The organism is Pectobacterium artocarpous, from assembly GCF_046159765.1.
Taxonomy (GTDB): domain Bacteria; phylum Pseudomonadota; class Gammaproteobacteria; order Enterobacterales; family Enterobacteriaceae; genus Pectobacterium.
The window spans coordinates 1-15,408 of record NZ_JBJXVK010000021.1 but is presented as its reverse complement, the minus strand read 5'-3'; the positions used below and the strand labels follow the sequence as shown (position 1 = coordinate 15,408).

Here is a 15,408-nt window from a genome sequence, read left to right as displayed (position 1 = left end):
GCCTTATTTTTATTGTGTAATCATGTCATTCTTTAGCTGTACGAGTTCAGGCAGGAGACTGAGCAACAGGCTGATTTGCTGAATAATTAATGATTCTTTACTGTCTGACTCAGGTGAAAGGGATTGAATGCTGGCAGTAATAGTTTTCAATCCCTGATTGATATGAAAACTTTCCTTTTCGCTATCGTGTAGTGCGTCATCAACATGGCAAACGGCGTCATCTAGCAATTGCAGTGTTTCCGACGAGGCAATTTTCCCTCGATGTGCGCCGAGCGTTGAAATATAGCTTAACAACGTATGATTCAGGCACATGAAGCGAAATGCACTGTCCAGCTTGTTCCGTACCGCATGAGGTTCTGAAGACATATTCGACACGACGGATGCCAGTTCTGCATCGCAGTTATGCGCATCCCGGCGGGCAATACGATAAGGCAGACTATTATCTTTCCCCTGATGATATTGCACCATAATCGCGTCCAGATAACGGCAGTTAGCGTCCAACGTCTTATTGATAACGGCAGGCAGACCGCGAAAGCGCCAGTCCGGCCAGATAAAGCTTACCGCAGCCCATGCGATGGCACACCCCAATAAGGTATCGATAATACGCGGCACCGCGACTTCAAAGCCTTCTCCCAACAGGTTGAAACAGAGCAGGACAAGCAGCGTAATAAACATGGTCGCGTGTGCGTACTGTACGTTGCGAAAGGCGAAAAACAGTACGCCGCTAATGACGATTAACGTGAGCTGCCCTTCCAGCGAAGGGACGAAATGCAAGACAGGCAAACCGAGTAAAATACCGGTCAAGGTCCCAATAATCCTCAGCGTCAGCCGTCGCCGGGTGGCGTTATAGTTGGGCTGACAAACAAACAGACTGGTCAGCAGAATCCAGTAACCATGTTGCATACCCGTTACCTGAATCAACGCATAGCCGCTACAGAGTAGTACGGACATTCGGATTGCATGGCGAAACAGCGCCGACTGGGGCGTCAGGTGGCGGCTAATGCGCAAGCGGACGTCGCTCCAGCCCGTGATTTTGTCATCTGCCAGTGTGTTTTCCGGGTGATTTTCTTGCTCAATGGCCTGTTCGGATTCGATCGTCGCTAACTGGGCATCAATCGCGCGCAGGTTATTTAATAAATAAGTGAGCGCTTTGATTTGCGCAGCGTCCGCTATGTTGTTGGCCGCGATGCGCGCAATAGCGGATTCAAGATGTACGAAAGCCCGCTCAAGGTGGCCGTCATGCTGATATTTTTGCTGGAGCAGAATGGATTGAGACAACTGTTGACAGGCTTTGGCCTGCATGCTGAGCAGGCGTTGAAAGCGGAATAAGACGTCGCTATAGCGCAGTTTTTCACGCAGTTGCGGATAGTAAATATGCGACGAACTGGCCCGTTCGTGAATATCCTGAGCGACAAAATAGTAGTGCAGAGTTTGATGCGTCCCGCGCTGCCCGCGATCGCCACGCAGACGCGTTAATAGCGAGGACTTGGTCTGGTTGAGTATCGCAACCAGTTGGCTGTTTGCCATCGCGACGTCAATCAAGGGCTTGTCGGTTTCTGCTTCAATATCGGGATCGAACAGATTGGCTTTCGCATCCAGATAGCGGGCCAACTGCTGATAACACTGCGCCAGCTTGTCCTGTAACGGACGGATTGGAAATATCAGATGGCCGAACAACGTAAGTAGATTGTACCACGATGCGCCGATCAGCAGCAGGACAGGCTGCTGATACCAGTTGTCGTAAAGAGAGATTCCCAGCATGGTGTAAATCGCGATCAGCAGTGCGCCGAATGCGATAGTCGCATAACGCTGCCCTAATGCGCCGAGCAGAATAAAGCCACAGGTTGATACTGCCAGACCCATTCCGAATAGCCAGGGATAGGGGAAAAGCAGTTCGATCGAGACGGATGCGACAACAAAACAGGACAGCGTAATGAACAAATTACGCAGACGTCCGGTAAGACGATCGTCAAGGTCGGTGAGGGCGGCTGCGACGACACCAAGCGTGACGGGAATGGTCGATGTTGGCTGACCTAGCCACCAGGGAACTGCCGCCGCACCACTGAGTGCGATGAGGATACGAAGGGTGTATAGCCAACTGCTATTGTACACATAGCGGCGAATTCTTGGGGCAAAGGTGAGCAACGTCATATCCTTGATGCCGTTAGCGAAAGTGGCGGCGAGCGTTGTTTTCTCGCGCAGCTTGTGCATGTTCGACGGAAACCACACGACGCCCTACAGGCCACAGCGCGATGGCAGCGATCTTAAAATTGGCGATGCCGACAGGAATGCCAATGATCGTAATGCACTGCGTGATGCCGGTAACGATGTGTGACAGGCAAAGCCACCAGCCAAAGAAAATGAACCAGAAGATATTCAGCAGAGAACCGCCTGCATTGAGAATCGTGCTCTTTTCATCCGGACGTAGCTCATCAACATGAATGGCTTCATTGCCATAAGGCAAGAGCGACAGCTTGGTAATTTCCCAACATGAGCGTGTTAGCGGTAAGGTAAAAATCAGCAGCACGCTGACGATAGTCGCCAGAAGCCACGCTAATGTGGTGAAAAAACCACCTAATACGAAGTTAAGGATATTCAACACAGTACGCATAGTCTCTCCTGTACTTGTAAGGTAATCCGATAAAGTAACCAAACTCTCTGATGGTAAAAGAATTATTACATTAAGCATCAGGATATCCTAACCTGTTTTTAAGGCTAGAGCGTGAAGTCCGATAACGGGTAAACTAGGGAACAGGTAAACGACAAAAAATGGACGAATAACCTCTCACATAGTCATGGCGCGAACATCATGGAACTGAAATCTACCTCATTAGGTAAACATCTGGCTCAGCATCCTTACAATCGGGTGCGGTTACTGAATGCCGGTGTTGAAGTGAGTGGCGATAAGCATCAATACCTGATTCCCTTTAATCAACTGATGGGTATTCACTGTAAAAGAGGATTGGTGTGGGGAGAGCTGGAATTTGAATTGCCAGTTGGGAAAGTGGTGCGCTTGCATGGAACAGAGTGGCAGGAAACGCAGGCTTTTTATCGCCATCTTCTTAAATCCTGGCTTGACTGGAGCGAGGAGATGAGTCTGGTTAGCGCTGAGGTTTTGCAGCGTCAAACAGACAGTATTCAAACACTGACGCAGCAGGATAAATGGTTTAGCCGTCAGGCGCTGTCAACGTTGCAGAATGCCATCCGCGATTCTCTGGGAGCACTTCCCCTGCCTGTTTCTCGCCTTGAAACCTTTGATAACTGCCGTGATAACTACCGGGATTGCTTGCGCTGGCTTGAGCAGGGCGATGAAATGCGCACTGCGGCGAATCAGGCATGGATGGAGCGCACACTGGCGGCAGAACAGCCTTTCTTTGAAAAGGTGGAGAGTTCGCCATTAAATGTGTCGCAGAGTAAAGCTGTGATGAATGGCGAAGAGGGCGTTCTGGTATTGGCGGGCGCAGGTAGCGGCAAGACTTCCGTGCTGGTGGCCCGAGCGGCGTGGTTGATGCACCGGCAGGAAGCCTCGCCCGATCAGATTTTGTTACTGGCGTTTGGTCGTAAAGCGGCAGAAGAGATGAACGAACGTATTCAGGAACGGCTCCACACGGACGACATTCAGGCCAAGACGTTCCATGCGCTGGCATTGCACATCATTCAGCAGGCTAGCCGTAAGGCACCGATGATAAGCCAGTTGGAAAGCGATGCGAAGCAGCGTAGGGAACTGCTGATTTCTCACTGGCAGCAGCAGTGTGCCGAGAAAAAAACGCAGGCTAACGGGTGGCGGCGCTGGTTAACAGAAGAGCTGGAGTGGGATGTGCCAGAAGGCGATTTCTGGAACGATCCGAAGCTGGCGGGGCGGTTGGCTGGTCGACTGGAACGCTGGCTAGGGCTAATGCGTATGCACGGCGGCAGCCAGAGCGAAATGGTCGAGCTGGCACCAGAATCCATTCGGGCAGCGTTTCAGCAACGTGTTCGCCTGATGGCACCGCTGTTGAAAGCGTGGAAAAAGGCGCTTAAGGATGAAAACGCAGTCGATTTCTCCGGTCTCATCCATCAGGCGGTAAACCTGCTGGATAAAGGGCGTTTTGTTAGCCCCTGGAAGCACATCCTGGTGGATGAATTTCAGGACGTTTCGCCACAGCGAGCGAGCCTGCTGGCAGCACTGCGTCGACAAAATAGTCGTACCTGTTTGTTTGCCGTAGGGGATGATTGGCAGGCCATTTACCGTTTTAGCGGTGCTGAATTGACATTGACGACGGCATTTGAACAGTATTTCGGCGTCGGCGATCAGTGCGCTCTGGATACTACCTATCGTTTTAATGAACGTATTGGTGAAATAGCCAACACGTTCATACAGCAAAATCCGTATCAGCTGAAAAAACCGCTTAATAGCTTGAGTAAAGGGGATAAAAAAGCGGTGACAATCCTACCTCAGGATCAGCTTACCCCTCTTCTGGATAAACTGAGCGGCTTTGTGAAAGCGGATGAGCGCATTCTCTTGCTTGCCCGTTACCACCATCTACGCCCTGTCATTTTGGATAAGGCCGCGACCAAATGGCCGAATTTGCACATTGATTTCATGACGGTGCATGCCAGTAAAGGGCAACAGGCGGAATATGTCATTATCGTGGGTATGCATGAAGGGAAAGATGGCTTCCCGGCACCAGCAAGGGAGTCCGTGATTGAGACTGTGCTGTTACCTGAACCTGAGGATTTTCCTGATGCGGAAGAACGTCGCTTACTGTATGTGGCATTGACGAGAGCGAAACACCGCATCTGGTTGCTACAGGATGTGGCGAATCCCTCGGTGTTTATTGAACATCTCCATCGTTTAGGCGTACCAACGCTGCGTAAGCCGGGATAACGAAAGCAGAAAAGTGAGGCAGCAGAGACCAGCGTCGACGGTGTGATACGCCGCTGGTCCACGGTGGTTGCGGCTACTATTTCAGGCGGTCTTGCAGATAACGCTGATAATCAGGGATAGCGATCTCTACAGGCTCTTTAAATAGCGCCGAGTTGACCAGAAAATCCGCCGTTGCACGGTTGGTGGCCACGGGAATGTTCCAAACTGTAGCCAGCCTCAGCAGCGCCTTCACATCGGGATCGTGTGGTACGGCGTTAAGAGGATCCCAAAAGAAGATCATTAAATCGATTTTTCCTTCGGAGATGAGTGCGCCAACTTGTTGATCCCCTCCCATTGGCCCGCTCAGCATGCTTTTTACGGGCAGTCCCGTATTCAACTGAATCAGGTTTCCGGTGGTTCCGGTGGCATAAAGCGTGTGCGCTTTGAGCGGTTCTTTATTCGTACCAACCCAATCCAACAGGGATTGTTTACAGTGGTCGTGTGCTACCAGCGCAATATGTTTTTGCGCGGCGATGGTACGGGTGGTGAACTCCATGGTTACGTCCTTCAATCTGGTGTAGTAAAGCTGACGCTAGGGGACAGACAGATTACGGAAACGCTGTTTCAGTGCAAAGCGATAAAAGCAGGAAAAAGCGAACGGGTATCAAAAATCTGATGTGACTGCGCGTAAAATCACCAGGTTACGGATTCATTCAGTGCGCTGGCAAAACTCGCGACGGAAGCCCCTTTTGCCGCCGCGTTGTACTCCGACATTTTCCGCTCTATATCGAGCAGGTCATTGTCAGCGATGACAAGCGCATCGGTACGCACGAGGATAGCCCGATTTTTTTCATCAAGTAGTTGGTATTGAGGCTGCTCAGAGAAATTTTTTCGCTCTTCAAGGGTTTGCAACGGTGGGAGTTTAAATGACACCGATGCCACTTTCTCTGTGTTAAACGTCGCAATAAACGTGGAAGGAAAATAGGTGACCGGCGCACCAGTTTGGGCATCAATGGTATCGACAACTTTGAACAAAATCTGATGTTGCCCACTGCCAAGTTCGAGGCTATCGGCACCTTTCAGCAACGAGCCTGACATTTTTTGCCCGTCAACCATCAGGAGATCGATTTTCTGATCTAATTTCAACGTTGTTGCCGCAATTACTGAGGAACTGAAACCTGCAATAAAGAGGCAAACAGTGATGAAGCCAAATTTCATAATTTTCCCAAATGGCACGTAGTCCAGATATTGTTGAGGAATTGTCTGAGTGTGTCAAAGGTTTCAATTTGAAACAGACTGTTATGGCATTTTTCGTTCAATAGAGGGGCAGATGGCGGGTTTTTAAGCCATTTCCTGCTATTGGTAGAATGTGCGATACACTGTAATAAATCACTCAAGAGAGGCGGAATAGCATGAATGACAGTGATATTGAATCTGTGCTGAAAACGGTGAAAACCATTGCACTCATGGGTGCCAGCGATAATCCGTCTCGCCCGAGTTATGGTGTGATGGCGTATTTGCTTGAGCAGGGATACGACGTGATTCCCGTTAGCCCCAAACTGGCTGGGCAGACGCTCCTGGGTCAAAAAGCCTATGCCAGCTTAGCGGATGTTCCTAAACCGGTTGATATGGTCGATGTCTTTCGCCAGCCGGAAGCGGCTTATGAGGTCGCCAAAGAGGCTATCGCTATTGGCGCTAGTGTTTTATGGCTACAGATCGGCGTCATCAATGAGCAAGCGGCAATTTTGGCTCACGATGCCGGGCTGAAAGTCGTGATGGATCGCTGTCCGAAAATTGAAATCCCACGGCTGGGTCTGGGTAAATAAGCGTTTGGGAAATAAGTCACAGATGCTGGCGATGTTGCGTGTCACGACATCGCCGATGTCTGCATTCGATAAAGGGGGTTGACGGTCAATGATGTAAAAAACCACGTTAAAGCGATAATTCATTGTTTAAATTAAGGTTCATAATCTCGACCGGATTCAGCCCTGCCTGCTGCTCCAGAAGCCCTTCCAGCACAAAAATGGAGTCACGCAATGTGCCAGGAATGACAATACCGTGGAACCCGGAATACTGGTCTGAAATGAAGTTGTACCAGGTGATGCCACGTCCTGAACCAAAATGTTTTCTGTTAGGCCCGGCGTTGAGCGTTTTTACTGGTGTGACAAAGCGCATGCCATCAGCAGAGGCCACCTCGCCACCGCCCCAGCAAGCTCCAGCGTGGACTGAAAATCAACCAGCCGGGCATTGGTGCTGACCAGCGTTTCTGCCCGGAGGTAATTCTGTTTCACCCAACTGAGCCGGTGGCGGGTCAGCGCCGCTATATTGTGTTTTATCAGTGGCTCATGCCCGATATTACAGGCCTCGGCAAGCAAAACAGCACACAGACTGACGTGAAGATCCTTTGCTCTGGCTTCTGATTCACTGACGTGCGTAAACTCACGGGTAAAACCGGTTCTGGCATCGATTTCAAGCAGCAGTTCGGTTAAATCCACGGGAGGGAGAAGCTGTTTCACCCGGCTGCTCAGTTGTGTCAGCGCTGGCGGCTCATCGAGTTTTCGAAGCTGCTGACGGTCAGGGAAGGATACTTACCGTCATTACAGATACTCACAGCATCATTACTGTCAAAGCGACGCGATACCGTTTTCCAGATCTCATCCAGTTGAGTCGCCAACTGCCGTACGGCTTTTCTGCCGTCAGTAGGATGTCCAAGCGCACGACAGATGGCCACACGCTGAGCCTGCCATTCATTGCCCTTAAGCAGCTTCTGGCGCGGATCGCCCCAGCGGTCGCTGTTTTCCAGCCGTTGGCGCTTAAGGCGGGCATTTTCTGCGGCCAGTTCACTTTCGCGCTCTGAAGATGTTATTTGCTGCTGCTGTTTACTGCGCCATGCATAAAGTTGTGATTCATACAGGCTGAGTTCGCGAGCAGCGGCAGCGACGCCGATACGCTCAGCCAATTTCAGGGCTTCATGGCGAAACGCCGGTGAATGCTGTTTACGGGGCTTCTTGCTGATTGGTGCGGATTTTGTCATGTGAGTCACCTCTGGTAGAGAGTTTACTCACTTAGTCGCGTGTCCACTATTGGCGGGTAGGATCAGTACCTGGTGCAGACCATTTTGGAATACTTAATGATCTTGCAGATCCTGAAGGCAGGCAAGTAAAAGAATTTATGAGTTTGCTCAGATTTTAGAAAAGCTCAGGGAGTATAACCGCACCCTTATTTTTATAAATAATAATATAAAAGTCAGTAAGATAAATTCTTAACGTGGTTTTTTACATCATTGGCCGTCAAACCCCGTAAACGCTAATGGCGCAGCTGTGGTGCACGGCGCTGAATAACTTCGGCCAATTCGTTGAGCGAAGGATATTCGTGTTCAGAAAGCTCTTCCTTGATTAACTGCGCTTCTGCCAGATAAGTATGTATCGGTTGGCCTTCATCATCTTCCATCACAACGTGATACCACGGTTCGGAACGCGGCGTGTCATTGCCGCTAATTTCTTCCCAGGTGGGTTTTTCTAATGAGTATTCGGGATCAATATCAATAACAACCCCCGGAAATCCCAGCAGCTTATGACGAATTTGTTGTCCAATGCCGAATTTACAGATGATCATATCATCCCCTTGGAAATAGATTACACTTTCTACTCGTTGCGGATGACGTGGAGGAGGACAACCGCATCTGATAATGCCTTTTAGCGTACAGCGTTTTTCAAGCGATGTGTTCGTTGATGAATCACTGGCTGAACACATTATTAATAGTATGGTGTAAATTTTTAGAAGATACATCCCTGCTAATGAAATGTTGTTTAGCCTATCGGGGTGAAAAGGGGAAAGAAGATGGTAAAGATAGCAACTGTCGCTTATGTCTATGGCATGGTTCAGGGCGTCGGGTTTCGCTACAGCACGCAGCATCAGGCTAGGCTACTTGGGCTCAATGGGTATGTGCGCAATTGTGATGATGGCAGCGTGGAAGTGGTAGCAAATGGCGAACCTCATGCGGTAGAGGTGTTGATTGAGTGGCTGAAGCAAGGTGGCCCACGAAGTGCCAGAGTGGAAAGGGTGCTTATTGAGCCACATGGCAAGACAGACTATGAGAGTTTTACGATCCGCTATTGAAAGCGGATGACGCTAGATGCATTTTACTGGTTTGGGTAAGCCAGCAATTTTCGTTGCCTGCTTCGCTGGTCCTTTCGGGAACAGTTTATACAGATAGCGGCTGTTTCCTTTCTCTTCGCCATACTTTTGCGCCATCGCTTTAACCAACATGCGTATCGCGGGTGACGTATTAAATTCCTGATAAAAATTTCGTACAAACCGGACAACTTCCCAATGCGGTTCAGTTAGCGTGATGCCTTCTTGTTCTGCTAACGCGCGCGCCAACGCTTCACTCCACGCGGTGCTATCCATTAGATAACCTTGCGCGTCTGTTGCGATTGTGCGTCCTTCAAACTCCAACATCTTCTCTCCACCTGCGATAGATCAGCCCGCAGTTTAACAAATTTTTCTGTCTGTAGCGGAATAAAAAAGCCCCGACAAGGGGCTTTCTCGGTATGGCGCTAAACGAGACTTAGTCGTTACGCATGATGCCCAGAATGCTCAACAGGCTAACGAAGATATTGTATATCGCGACATATAGGCTAACCGTTGCCCGGATGTAGTTGGTTTCGCCGCCGTGAATGATGTTACTGGTTTCCCACAGAATGGCACCCGCAGAGAACAGAATAAACAGCGCGCTGATCGCCAGGTGCAAGGCCGGAATCTGCAAGAACAGATTGGCGATGACGGCAACAACCAGAACCACGAATCCTGCCATCATCATACCTGACAGGAAGGACATATCCTTACGTGTCGTTAAGACGTAGGCTGAACAGCAGAAGAACACCAGAGCGGTACCACCTAGCGCCAGCATGACAATGTCGCCTGCGCCGGAGGAAATCAGTGAGCTTAACATCGGCCCCAGCGTATAACCCATAAATCCGGTCAGTGCGAACGCTGCCAAAATACCTGCAGGGCTGTTTGCCAACTTGTGCGTCAGGAACATCAGGCCATAAAACCCAACCAACATCAGAATTAAGCCAGGTGCGGGCAGATTAAGTACGGTACTTGCTGTTGCAGTAACGGCGGAAAATCCCAGCGTCAGCGACAGCAGGAAATAGGTGTTACGTAACACTTTGTGTGTGCTGAGTAGCGAGCTTTCACGAGTAGAAGAAACAACAATACGATCCATATCAGCGACTCTCTCTTTAGGGTGCTATTATCCAATGTCAAAGAGTAAATAGTTTCAGAACGTGATTAAAGGTGGTTTACCCTTCTTTACGCTGCAAATTGTTCATCCTTCGAGACTGTGCTCGCGTTTTGTTCTGTGATTTTTAGGGCGCGGGAAAAAAGTTGCGCTATTTTTCTACTGTGTGACGGTTTTGCGTTCAAACGCACTGCGATAGGTTGTTTTTCGGGCAATTGAGCGCGGTGATGCTTTACAAGATCTCATTCACTGTTTATAGTTCGCGTCATTGCGGAGGAGTGGCCGAGTGGTTGAAGGCACCGGTCTTGAAAACCGGCGACGCGAAAGTGTTCTAGAGTTCGAATCTCTACTCCTCCGCCAAAAAAATTCAACGGGTTAGCTTAGGCTAGCCCGTTTTCGTTTCTGCTATTCAATCCGACAACATGTCCACCTTGTATCGCTAATGACGCTGTTGTCCGTAACGGCGTTCGAACCGAGCTGCTGTAAACGTCTAGCGATGCTGCGATACGAATTTTTCCGCTTGCCTATTCATTCAGAAATGAATATTAACGATTAGTAAAATAAATCGGTGCCGCACTCTTCGTCATTCATTAATAAATCAATAGTTGCTGTTCAGGAATAATAACAACATAAATATCTATGCTATTTATCGTGGACATATCCATCGACGGTTGTAGATATGAAATAAAAATCTGGCCGATAAAGCATAAACGTTATCGGGAAGCGATAGAATAGCACTTTGACCTTACATTAAATCAGGAAGTCGTCCTGAGTTTTATAAACAACCAGTTCCAGCAATGCTCGATATTTCTCCTGAAAAACGGCATTGGCCTCGGTTTCAATCTTGTGAACTAATTTAGCGATGATGGCCTTGTTACTGACTGAATGACCGGATTGAATGATTTCGTCCACAATGTTACCGAGCATTTCCATGTCGCTGACTCGAGAGTCAAGGCCGAGAGCGTCAGATATCGGGAGCTCATTTTGGGGCACCTCTGAATACATTGCTTTTCCTCCCTTGCCTTGTGCGTTTTCTGACGTGATTAATGCACGTCTTGACAGACAGTACGAATGCGCTGTCCGCCAGACATGAAGAAATAGTTAATTAATTTTAGTCGATCATACGCATAAAACCAGTCGACACGCTAAATAAACACGGCGTGACCCGGCGGTGCTTCTGAACGCGGAAGGATGACGCCGATCAATGGTCAGGCGGATAAATATGAATTTATCGTTTCCCACTCATATTATGTCTGAAATAATTATGTGAAATGCATGACTTCAATAAGTTAAACATGACGGGATGAGAGGAGGCAGGAAAAAACATTCACTGAACATTAAAGACTATTAATGCATTTTGATTAAGCGCTATAAGATTTTTATCTGTACAAAAAGATGGCATTTTTCTGTGCTACATGCCTTTTATCAATCCATGTCATTTTGTCAAAAAATGTACGTTTACCAGAAAATGTCTTTTTATCAAAAGAGTGCCGTAGTTTACCTGGAGCGTTAGCATGCAAAAGATCAGAACAAAAGCCGTTTGTCTTTTCCGAAACAATGGCAGGATTCTGTTAGCAGAAGGGTATGACCCTATAAAAGATGAGCATTACGTGTTGCCGCTCGGTGGTGGCGTTGATTTTGGCGAATTGTCGCAGGCAGCAGCGGAGAGGGAAGTTCAGGAGGAAATTAGCGCAGCGACCAAGGATTTTTCGCTGTTAGGCGTTTCAGAAAATATTTTCTCCTACAATGGCAAACCTGGGCATGAGATTGTCTTTGTTTATGAGGCTCGCTTTCAGGATGAGTCACTTTACCAGCAGGATATTATCCATGGCATAGAGACAAACGGCGTGCCGATCGTCACCCGCTGGTTTGATATTGAGTTACTGCGTTCAGGAGAAATCAAGTTTTACCCTCATGGTATAGTGGACATGATCTAGTCTGGGTCAGCCTGACTGGCGTGATGGCAGGTTGTTACCTTCGTGATGATGATGAGTGCTGATGTTACGTGCCAACATAAGGAAAAAAGATGCAGGTTTTGATGGTTATTGATATGCAAAATGCGGTGTTTGCAACGCCAAGAGCGCGACAGGCGCAGACGGTCGCATTGATAAACCAGCTTTCAGGCGCAGCAGATCGGACGATTTTCATCCAGCATGAAGAAGAAGGTATGTTGTCAGGCAGCGCGGGGTGGCAATTATTGCCTGAACTAAACCAGCCAGAGGGCTGTTTGTCCATAACGAAAACGGCGTGCGATGCGTTTTATCGTACGCCGTTAGCCGATGTGTTGGCGGAACTGGGGATTGACCATCTTACGATTTGCGGATGTGCGACGGATTATTGTGTTGATGCAACCATTAAAAATGCGGCCAGCCGAGGCTACGCGTTGACGATCGCCGCTGATGCACACACGACGGCCAATCGCGGTGAACTGAAAGCAGAACAAATAATCACACATTACAACGACGTATGGCGGAATTTTATTATTCCAGGCAATACGATTACGGTAGAAACAACGGAGCACATCGTGGCTTCATGGGAGATGAGTCGCTAATCCTATGGTGAATATTATTTCTGTCAGACATCACCCTGAATATAAAGAACGGGCGATTCATTATTTCCAACGCCACTGGGCATCCGATGAGACGTTGATGCTTTACGAAGACTGTATCAACCACTGTATTGGTGCCGAAAACCCATTACCTGATTGGTATTTGCTGGAAAAGGATGGGCATATTACTGGTGGTGCAGGATTAATTACCAATGATTTCATCAGTCGTATGGATCTTTATCCCTGGCTGTGCGCGCTTTACGTTGAAGAGGATCATCGTGGCAATGGGTATGCGGGACAGTTGATAGAACACCTTGCGCTGGAAGCCCGTCGTGCGGGGTTTTCTAATTTGCATTTATGCACTGAGCTGCTCGGTTTTTATGAACGTTATGACTTCCACTTTATCGGAATGGGCTATCACCCTTGGGGTGAAGCGTCGCGAATTTATTCGCGGTCGCTTTAAAGGAAAGTCACGATCGCTTTAAAGAAACGCTGGAGGTGAGTTAATGGGCACCTGACTAGCTAAAAATAGCGGGCAACATGTGTAAAAGTGAACGGGATCATATTCTGCTGACGATAGGCGAACTACGCTTCTTACATGCTGAGAGGTAATCAGTTATCCACGCAGGGGAGAGGTGATTATGTACACGAGCATTCTGGTGCCAGTAGATATAGAAGAAGATGAACTTACCAAACACGCGATTACGCATGCAGTCAGGTTGGCCAAAATGTCAGGTGCCGCAATACACCTCTTTCATTCCCTCCCGGATGCGTCGGCGTTTTTATCTGCGTATTCTTTTGGCATAAAAGAGTTTGAGAATGAGGCGGTGGTGAAAGCGAATGACAAGCTCAAGTCGCTGATGAAAACGATCGATCTGCCGACATCGCGTTTGTCATACAGCGTCAGTTTTGGGTCGGCCAGAGACGAAGTGTTAGCGCTGGCGGAGGAAATGAATGCGGATTTGATCGTAATCGGTTCGCGACGGCCAGATGTAAAAACCTATTTGCTTGGCTCCAATGCCGCTGCTATTGTTCGCCATGCGAAAATATCCGTATTGGTTGTCCGTTAGTTTTTTGGCATAGCGCAACTGCCGCATTGGATGTGGCGACGCAGCAGTTCTGCGATAACGCTGCTTCCCACCGTTTGTGAACCATCAAATCGTCCACTGTATATCATGCGGCTGCCACAAGATGGACTCCCTTCCGTGAGGAGCGCGAAGCGGCAGTTATACTGTTGCGCTATTTGCAGCGTCAGCCAGACACTCAAAATATAACGTTCGGTCACATCGCCGCCGATGGCCTGGGGATTAGGAAACCTGCCGCCTGTTCCGGGCAAAACGTCATGAGTCTCGTCTGTTGACGCCACTGGGCAAGATAGTCGCCAACCGATTTCATTTCGGTGCCGTTATAGCGAACGGAGAAGCCAGATAGACAGGCGCTGATCAGAATGTTACTCATTGTGGGGCATACTCTCTAAAAGGTACGAATAGACGCTACCGTGCTGATTATCATGCAGGTTATCTGTAAGAGAAGCGGCGCTTCAAAAAAGGGAGAACAACAGGACAACAGGAAAGCTCAGTGGCCAGGTTAGGCCGATAATTAACGAGGCAAAGAATCGCATGAACAGAGACTTATCTTTACTCAACAAGAAAGTCACGGTCAGGGCGATGATAAAACCGATCGTGTAGGTAAGTTTAATGAGTTCCCATAGGGAGTGATGTGGCACGTTTGTTTCCTTTTATCCTCGGAGCGCCTGCATTTTATGTTGTTAATATTTTATGATCAATTTTTTAACCCATAATGGGGAGTCGGAAGATCGTGCTTTACGGTGCGTATTTGTACTACAGGTATTATCCTTTGGTCCTCGTTATGAAAATGACGCTTGCTGTTGCAATGGTGTGCTGTGGCCCTGCTTTCTTTTTCTACGCCTAGTATGGCGAAAACCACCCGGATTTCTGATGAACAGATCAAAGAACGGATCATTCAGGAATCAATTTCTTCTTATTTCGCTCATTGTCCTTATAATTCAGCACGTAATGGCCGCAAGTGCGGCAAACGTAGCGCATGGAGCCGGGTAGGGGGATATTCACCGATCTGTTACAAAGATGAAGTGACCCGAAAAATGATTGATGACTGGAGAATGAGAAACGGAAATACATAACATTCGGCAGGGAAATAAAATAGTGAAATAATAATCTCTTTGCTAAGAAATTAATTGTGCTATTTTTGTGACGATTATATTAAATTTTTATTTCAGTATGGACATTATAGGCTGTCTGTCATAGCTTACTATTTTACCCTATGAGAAAGGTAATAAAATGAGTGAGATATCTAGCCTGTCCCTGAAGATTTCCCCAGAGCTGAAAGAAAAAATCAAAGCTGCTGCCTTGGAAAACGAAGTATCTATCAGTGCAGAAGTCAGTGCTCGGTTACTGAGGAGTTTTGATGAAAGCCATCAGACCTCTGAACTGTCTCCTGAACTGGTAGACAGTCAGGGCACAGAAGAAGTCGGTGCAGAAGCGCCGTTGACGCAGAAAGAGCTAAAGAAAATCCGGGAATTGCTGAAAGGTAAATCCAAAGCAACTTCCAAGAAAAAGTAATGCTGGAATGTGGCTCCTGAGTCCCTGATTGATTCAAAAAATAAATAGCAAAATTAAATCACCCAGACGCGTTGATGAAAATACGTCTGGGTGAGTTTTTTTCGCTCAACGGCACAGACCCTGTAAATAATTCTGTGTAATTGCCATCCGATTAAAGGTGGTCGCTCAG

General features: G+C 48.1%; 18 protein-coding genes, 1 tRNA gene and 3 pseudogenes. 10 read left to right on the top strand and 12 right to left on the bottom strand.

Going from position 1 to position 15,408, the window contains the following annotated elements; genetic code table 11:
* Positions 1-9: 9 nt before the first annotated feature.
* Together yccS and ACKQAD_RS14260 are read right to left on the bottom strand one after the other, a co-directional pair.
* On the bottom strand, positions 10-2,145 hold the full coding sequence (gene yccS / locus ACKQAD_RS14265) for a YccS family putative transporter (RefSeq protein ID WP_409160824.1): 2,136 nt from the start codon (positions 2,143-2,145) through the stop codon (positions 10-12).
* Positions 2,146-2,164: 19 nt separating this feature from the next.
* On the bottom strand, positions 2,165-2,611 hold the full coding sequence (locus tag ACKQAD_RS14260) for a YccF domain-containing protein (RefSeq protein WP_409160764.1): 447 nt from the start codon (positions 2,609-2,611) through the stop codon (positions 2,165-2,167).
* 198 nt (positions 2,612-2,809) lie between these two features.
* Between ACKQAD_RS14260 and helD the strand changes: the two genes are divergently transcribed.
* The gene (helD, locus tag ACKQAD_RS14255) at positions 2,810-4,867 is read left to right on the top strand and encodes a DNA helicase IV (protein ID WP_409160763.1); all 2,058 of its coding nucleotides are present in this window, start codon (positions 2,810-2,812) and stop codon (positions 4,865-4,867) included.
* Positions 4,868-4,943: 76 nt separating this feature from the next.
* Here the strand turns inward: helD and ACKQAD_RS14250 are convergent, their stop codons facing one another.
* A complete protein-coding gene (locus ACKQAD_RS14250; protein ID WP_409160762.1) occupies positions 4,944-5,402 on the bottom strand; it encodes a methylglyoxal synthase in 459 nt (152 codons plus the stop codon).
* Between the two features lie 137 nt (positions 5,403-5,539).
* Positions 5,540-6,064, bottom strand: a complete 525-nt coding sequence (locus tag ACKQAD_RS14245) for a DUF2057 family protein (RefSeq protein ID WP_409160761.1) — start codon at positions 6,062-6,064, stop codon at positions 5,540-5,542.
* Positions 6,065-6,258: 194 nt separating this feature from the next.
* Between ACKQAD_RS14245 and ACKQAD_RS14240 the strand changes: the two genes are divergently transcribed.
* Positions 6,259-6,672 (top strand): CoA-binding protein, encoded by a 414-nt coding sequence (locus tag ACKQAD_RS14240; RefSeq protein ID WP_409160760.1) that lies wholly within the window; start codon positions 6,259-6,261, stop codon positions 6,670-6,672.
* Between the two features lie 139 nt (positions 6,673-6,811).
* On the opposite strand, the pseudogene ACKQAD_RS14235 reads toward ACKQAD_RS14240, so the two are convergent.
* The 3 genes and pseudogenes from ACKQAD_RS14235 to hspQ form a co-directional block, all read right to left on the bottom strand.
* Positions 6,812-7,649: pseudogene (locus tag ACKQAD_RS14235) on the bottom strand (Tn3 family transposase); the annotation flags it as partial.
* Positions 7,635-7,880: pseudogene (locus ACKQAD_RS14230) on the bottom strand (transposase); the annotation flags it as partial. The pseudogenes ACKQAD_RS14235 and ACKQAD_RS14230, both read right to left, overlap by 15 nt.
* A gap of 272 nt (positions 7,881-8,152) precedes the next feature.
* Positions 8,153-8,461: a heat shock protein HspQ gene (gene hspQ, locus ACKQAD_RS14225; RefSeq protein ID WP_409160759.1), complete on the bottom strand. Its 309-nt coding sequence runs from the start codon at positions 8,459-8,461 to the stop codon at positions 8,153-8,155.
* Positions 8,462-8,686: 225 nt separating this feature from the next.
* Between hspQ and yccX the strand changes: the two genes are divergently transcribed.
* Entirely contained in the window at positions 8,687-8,965 is a 279-nt protein-coding gene (yccX, locus tag ACKQAD_RS14220) for an acylphosphatase (RefSeq protein ID WP_409160758.1), read from the top strand.
* Positions 8,966-8,977: 12 nt separating this feature from the next.
* Here yccX and tusE read toward each other — a convergent pair whose 3' ends face one another.
* A complete protein-coding gene (gene tusE / locus ACKQAD_RS14215) occupies positions 8,978-9,307 on the bottom strand; it encodes a sulfurtransferase TusE (protein WP_409160757.1) in 330 nt (109 codons plus the stop codon).
* Between the two features lie 109 nt (positions 9,308-9,416).
* Positions 9,417-10,076 carry an FtsH protease modulator YccA gene (gene yccA, locus ACKQAD_RS14210; RefSeq protein ID WP_409160756.1) on the bottom strand — a complete coding sequence of 220 codons (660 nt, stop codon included), beginning with the start codon at positions 10,074-10,076 and terminating at the stop codon, positions 9,417-9,419.
* A 287-nt stretch (positions 10,077-10,363) separates the two neighbouring features.
* On the opposite strand from yccA, the gene ACKQAD_RS14205 reads away from it, so the two are divergent.
* Positions 10,364-10,451 (top strand) — tRNA-Ser (locus ACKQAD_RS14205).
* Between the two features lie 390 nt (positions 10,452-10,841).
* On the opposite strand, the gene ACKQAD_RS14200 is transcribed toward ACKQAD_RS14205, so the two are convergent.
* A complete protein-coding gene (locus ACKQAD_RS14200; protein WP_409160755.1) occupies positions 10,842-11,096 on the bottom strand; it encodes a biofilm/acid-resistance regulator YmgB/AriR in 255 nt (84 codons plus the stop codon).
* A gap of 509 nt (positions 11,097-11,605) precedes the next feature.
* Here ACKQAD_RS14200 and ACKQAD_RS14195 point away from each other — a divergent pair.
* The 4 genes from ACKQAD_RS14195 to ACKQAD_RS14180 all read left to right on the top strand — a co-directional run bounded on the left by ACKQAD_RS14195 (position 11,606) and on the right by ACKQAD_RS14180 (position 13,709).
* A complete protein-coding gene (locus ACKQAD_RS14195) occupies positions 11,606-12,028 on the top strand; it encodes an NUDIX hydrolase (RefSeq protein ID WP_409160754.1) in 423 nt (140 codons plus the stop codon).
* An 89-nt stretch (positions 12,029-12,117) separates the two neighbouring features.
* Entirely contained in the window at positions 12,118-12,642 is a 525-nt protein-coding gene (locus ACKQAD_RS14190) for an isochorismatase family protein (protein WP_409160753.1), read from the top strand.
* A gap of 4 nt (positions 12,643-12,646) precedes the next feature.
* Positions 12,647-13,102: a GNAT family N-acetyltransferase gene (locus tag ACKQAD_RS14185; RefSeq protein WP_409160752.1), complete on the top strand. Its 456-nt coding sequence runs from the start codon at positions 12,647-12,649 to the stop codon at positions 13,100-13,102.
* Between the two features lie 178 nt (positions 13,103-13,280).
* Positions 13,281-13,709: a universal stress protein gene (locus ACKQAD_RS14180; protein ID WP_409160751.1), complete on the top strand. Its 429-nt coding sequence runs from the start codon at positions 13,281-13,283 to the stop codon at positions 13,707-13,709.
* Positions 13,710-13,741: 32 nt separating this feature from the next.
* On the opposite strand, the pseudogene ACKQAD_RS14175 reads toward ACKQAD_RS14180, so the two are convergent.
* Positions 13,742-14,097, bottom strand: a pseudogene (locus ACKQAD_RS14175) (2-thiouracil desulfurase family protein); the annotation flags it as partial.
* Positions 14,098-14,179: 82 nt separating this feature from the next.
* Complete coding sequence (locus tag ACKQAD_RS14170; RefSeq protein WP_409160750.1) at positions 14,180-14,365, bottom strand: GhoT/OrtT family toxin; 186 nt, start codon at positions 14,363-14,365, stop codon at positions 14,180-14,182.
* A 207-nt stretch (positions 14,366-14,572) separates the two neighbouring features.
* Here ACKQAD_RS14170 and ACKQAD_RS14165 point away from each other — a divergent pair, with 207 nt between their 5' ends.
* Together ACKQAD_RS14165 and ACKQAD_RS14160 are read left to right on the top strand one after the other, a co-directional pair.
* A complete protein-coding gene (locus ACKQAD_RS14165; RefSeq protein WP_409160823.1) occupies positions 14,573-14,800 on the top strand; it encodes a hypothetical protein in 228 nt (75 codons plus the stop codon).
* A 157-nt stretch (positions 14,801-14,957) separates the two neighbouring features.
* Entirely contained in the window at positions 14,958-15,239 is a 282-nt protein-coding gene (locus ACKQAD_RS14160; protein WP_409160749.1) for a hypothetical protein, read from the top strand.
* Positions 15,240-15,408: the final 169 nt, after the last annotated feature.

Coding starts and splice junctions, on each gene's coding strand:
- ACKQAD_RS14160 (WP_409160749.1), top strand. CDS start 14,958: ATGAGTGAGATATCTAGCCTGTCCCTGAAGATTTCCCCAGAGCTGAAA.
- ACKQAD_RS14185 (WP_409160752.1), top strand. CDS start 12,647: ATGGTGAATATTATTTCTGTCAGACATCACCCTGAATATAAAGAACGG.
- ACKQAD_RS14200 (WP_409160755.1), bottom strand. CDS start 11,096: ATGTATTCAGAGGTGCCCCAAAATGAGCTCCCGATATCTGACGCTCTC.
- tusE (WP_409160757.1), bottom strand. CDS start 9,307: ATGTTGGAGTTTGAAGGACGCACAATCGCAACAGACGCGCAAGGTTAT.
- ACKQAD_RS14250 (WP_409160762.1), bottom strand. CDS start 5,402: ATGGAGTTCACCACCCGTACCATCGCCGCGCAAAAACATATTGCGCTG.
- ACKQAD_RS14260 (WP_409160764.1), bottom strand. CDS start 2,611: ATGCGTACTGTGTTGAATATCCTTAACTTCGTATTAGGTGGTTTTTTC.
- hspQ (WP_409160759.1), bottom strand. CDS start 8,461: ATGATCATCTGTAAATTCGGCATTGGACAACAAATTCGTCATAAGCTG.
- yccX (WP_409160758.1), top strand. CDS start 8,687: ATGGTAAAGATAGCAACTGTCGCTTATGTCTATGGCATGGTTCAGGGC.
- ACKQAD_RS14180 (WP_409160751.1), top strand. CDS start 13,281: ATGTACACGAGCATTCTGGTGCCAGTAGATATAGAAGAAGATGAACTT.
- yccA (WP_409160756.1), bottom strand. CDS start 10,076: ATGGATCGTATTGTTGTTTCTTCTACTCGTGAAAGCTCGCTACTCAGC.
- ACKQAD_RS14190 (WP_409160753.1), top strand. CDS start 12,118: ATGCAGGTTTTGATGGTTATTGATATGCAAAATGCGGTGTTTGCAACG.
- ACKQAD_RS14245 (WP_409160761.1), bottom strand. CDS start 6,064: ATGAAATTTGGCTTCATCACTGTTTGCCTCTTTATTGCAGGTTTCAGT.
- helD (WP_409160763.1), top strand. CDS start 2,810: ATGGAACTGAAATCTACCTCATTAGGTAAACATCTGGCTCAGCATCCT.
- ACKQAD_RS14165 (WP_409160823.1), top strand. CDS start 14,573: ATGGCGAAAACCACCCGGATTTCTGATGAACAGATCAAAGAACGGATC.
- ACKQAD_RS14240 (WP_409160760.1), top strand. CDS start 6,259: ATGAATGACAGTGATATTGAATCTGTGCTGAAAACGGTGAAAACCATT.
- ACKQAD_RS14195 (WP_409160754.1), top strand. CDS start 11,606: ATGCAAAAGATCAGAACAAAAGCCGTTTGTCTTTTCCGAAACAATGGC.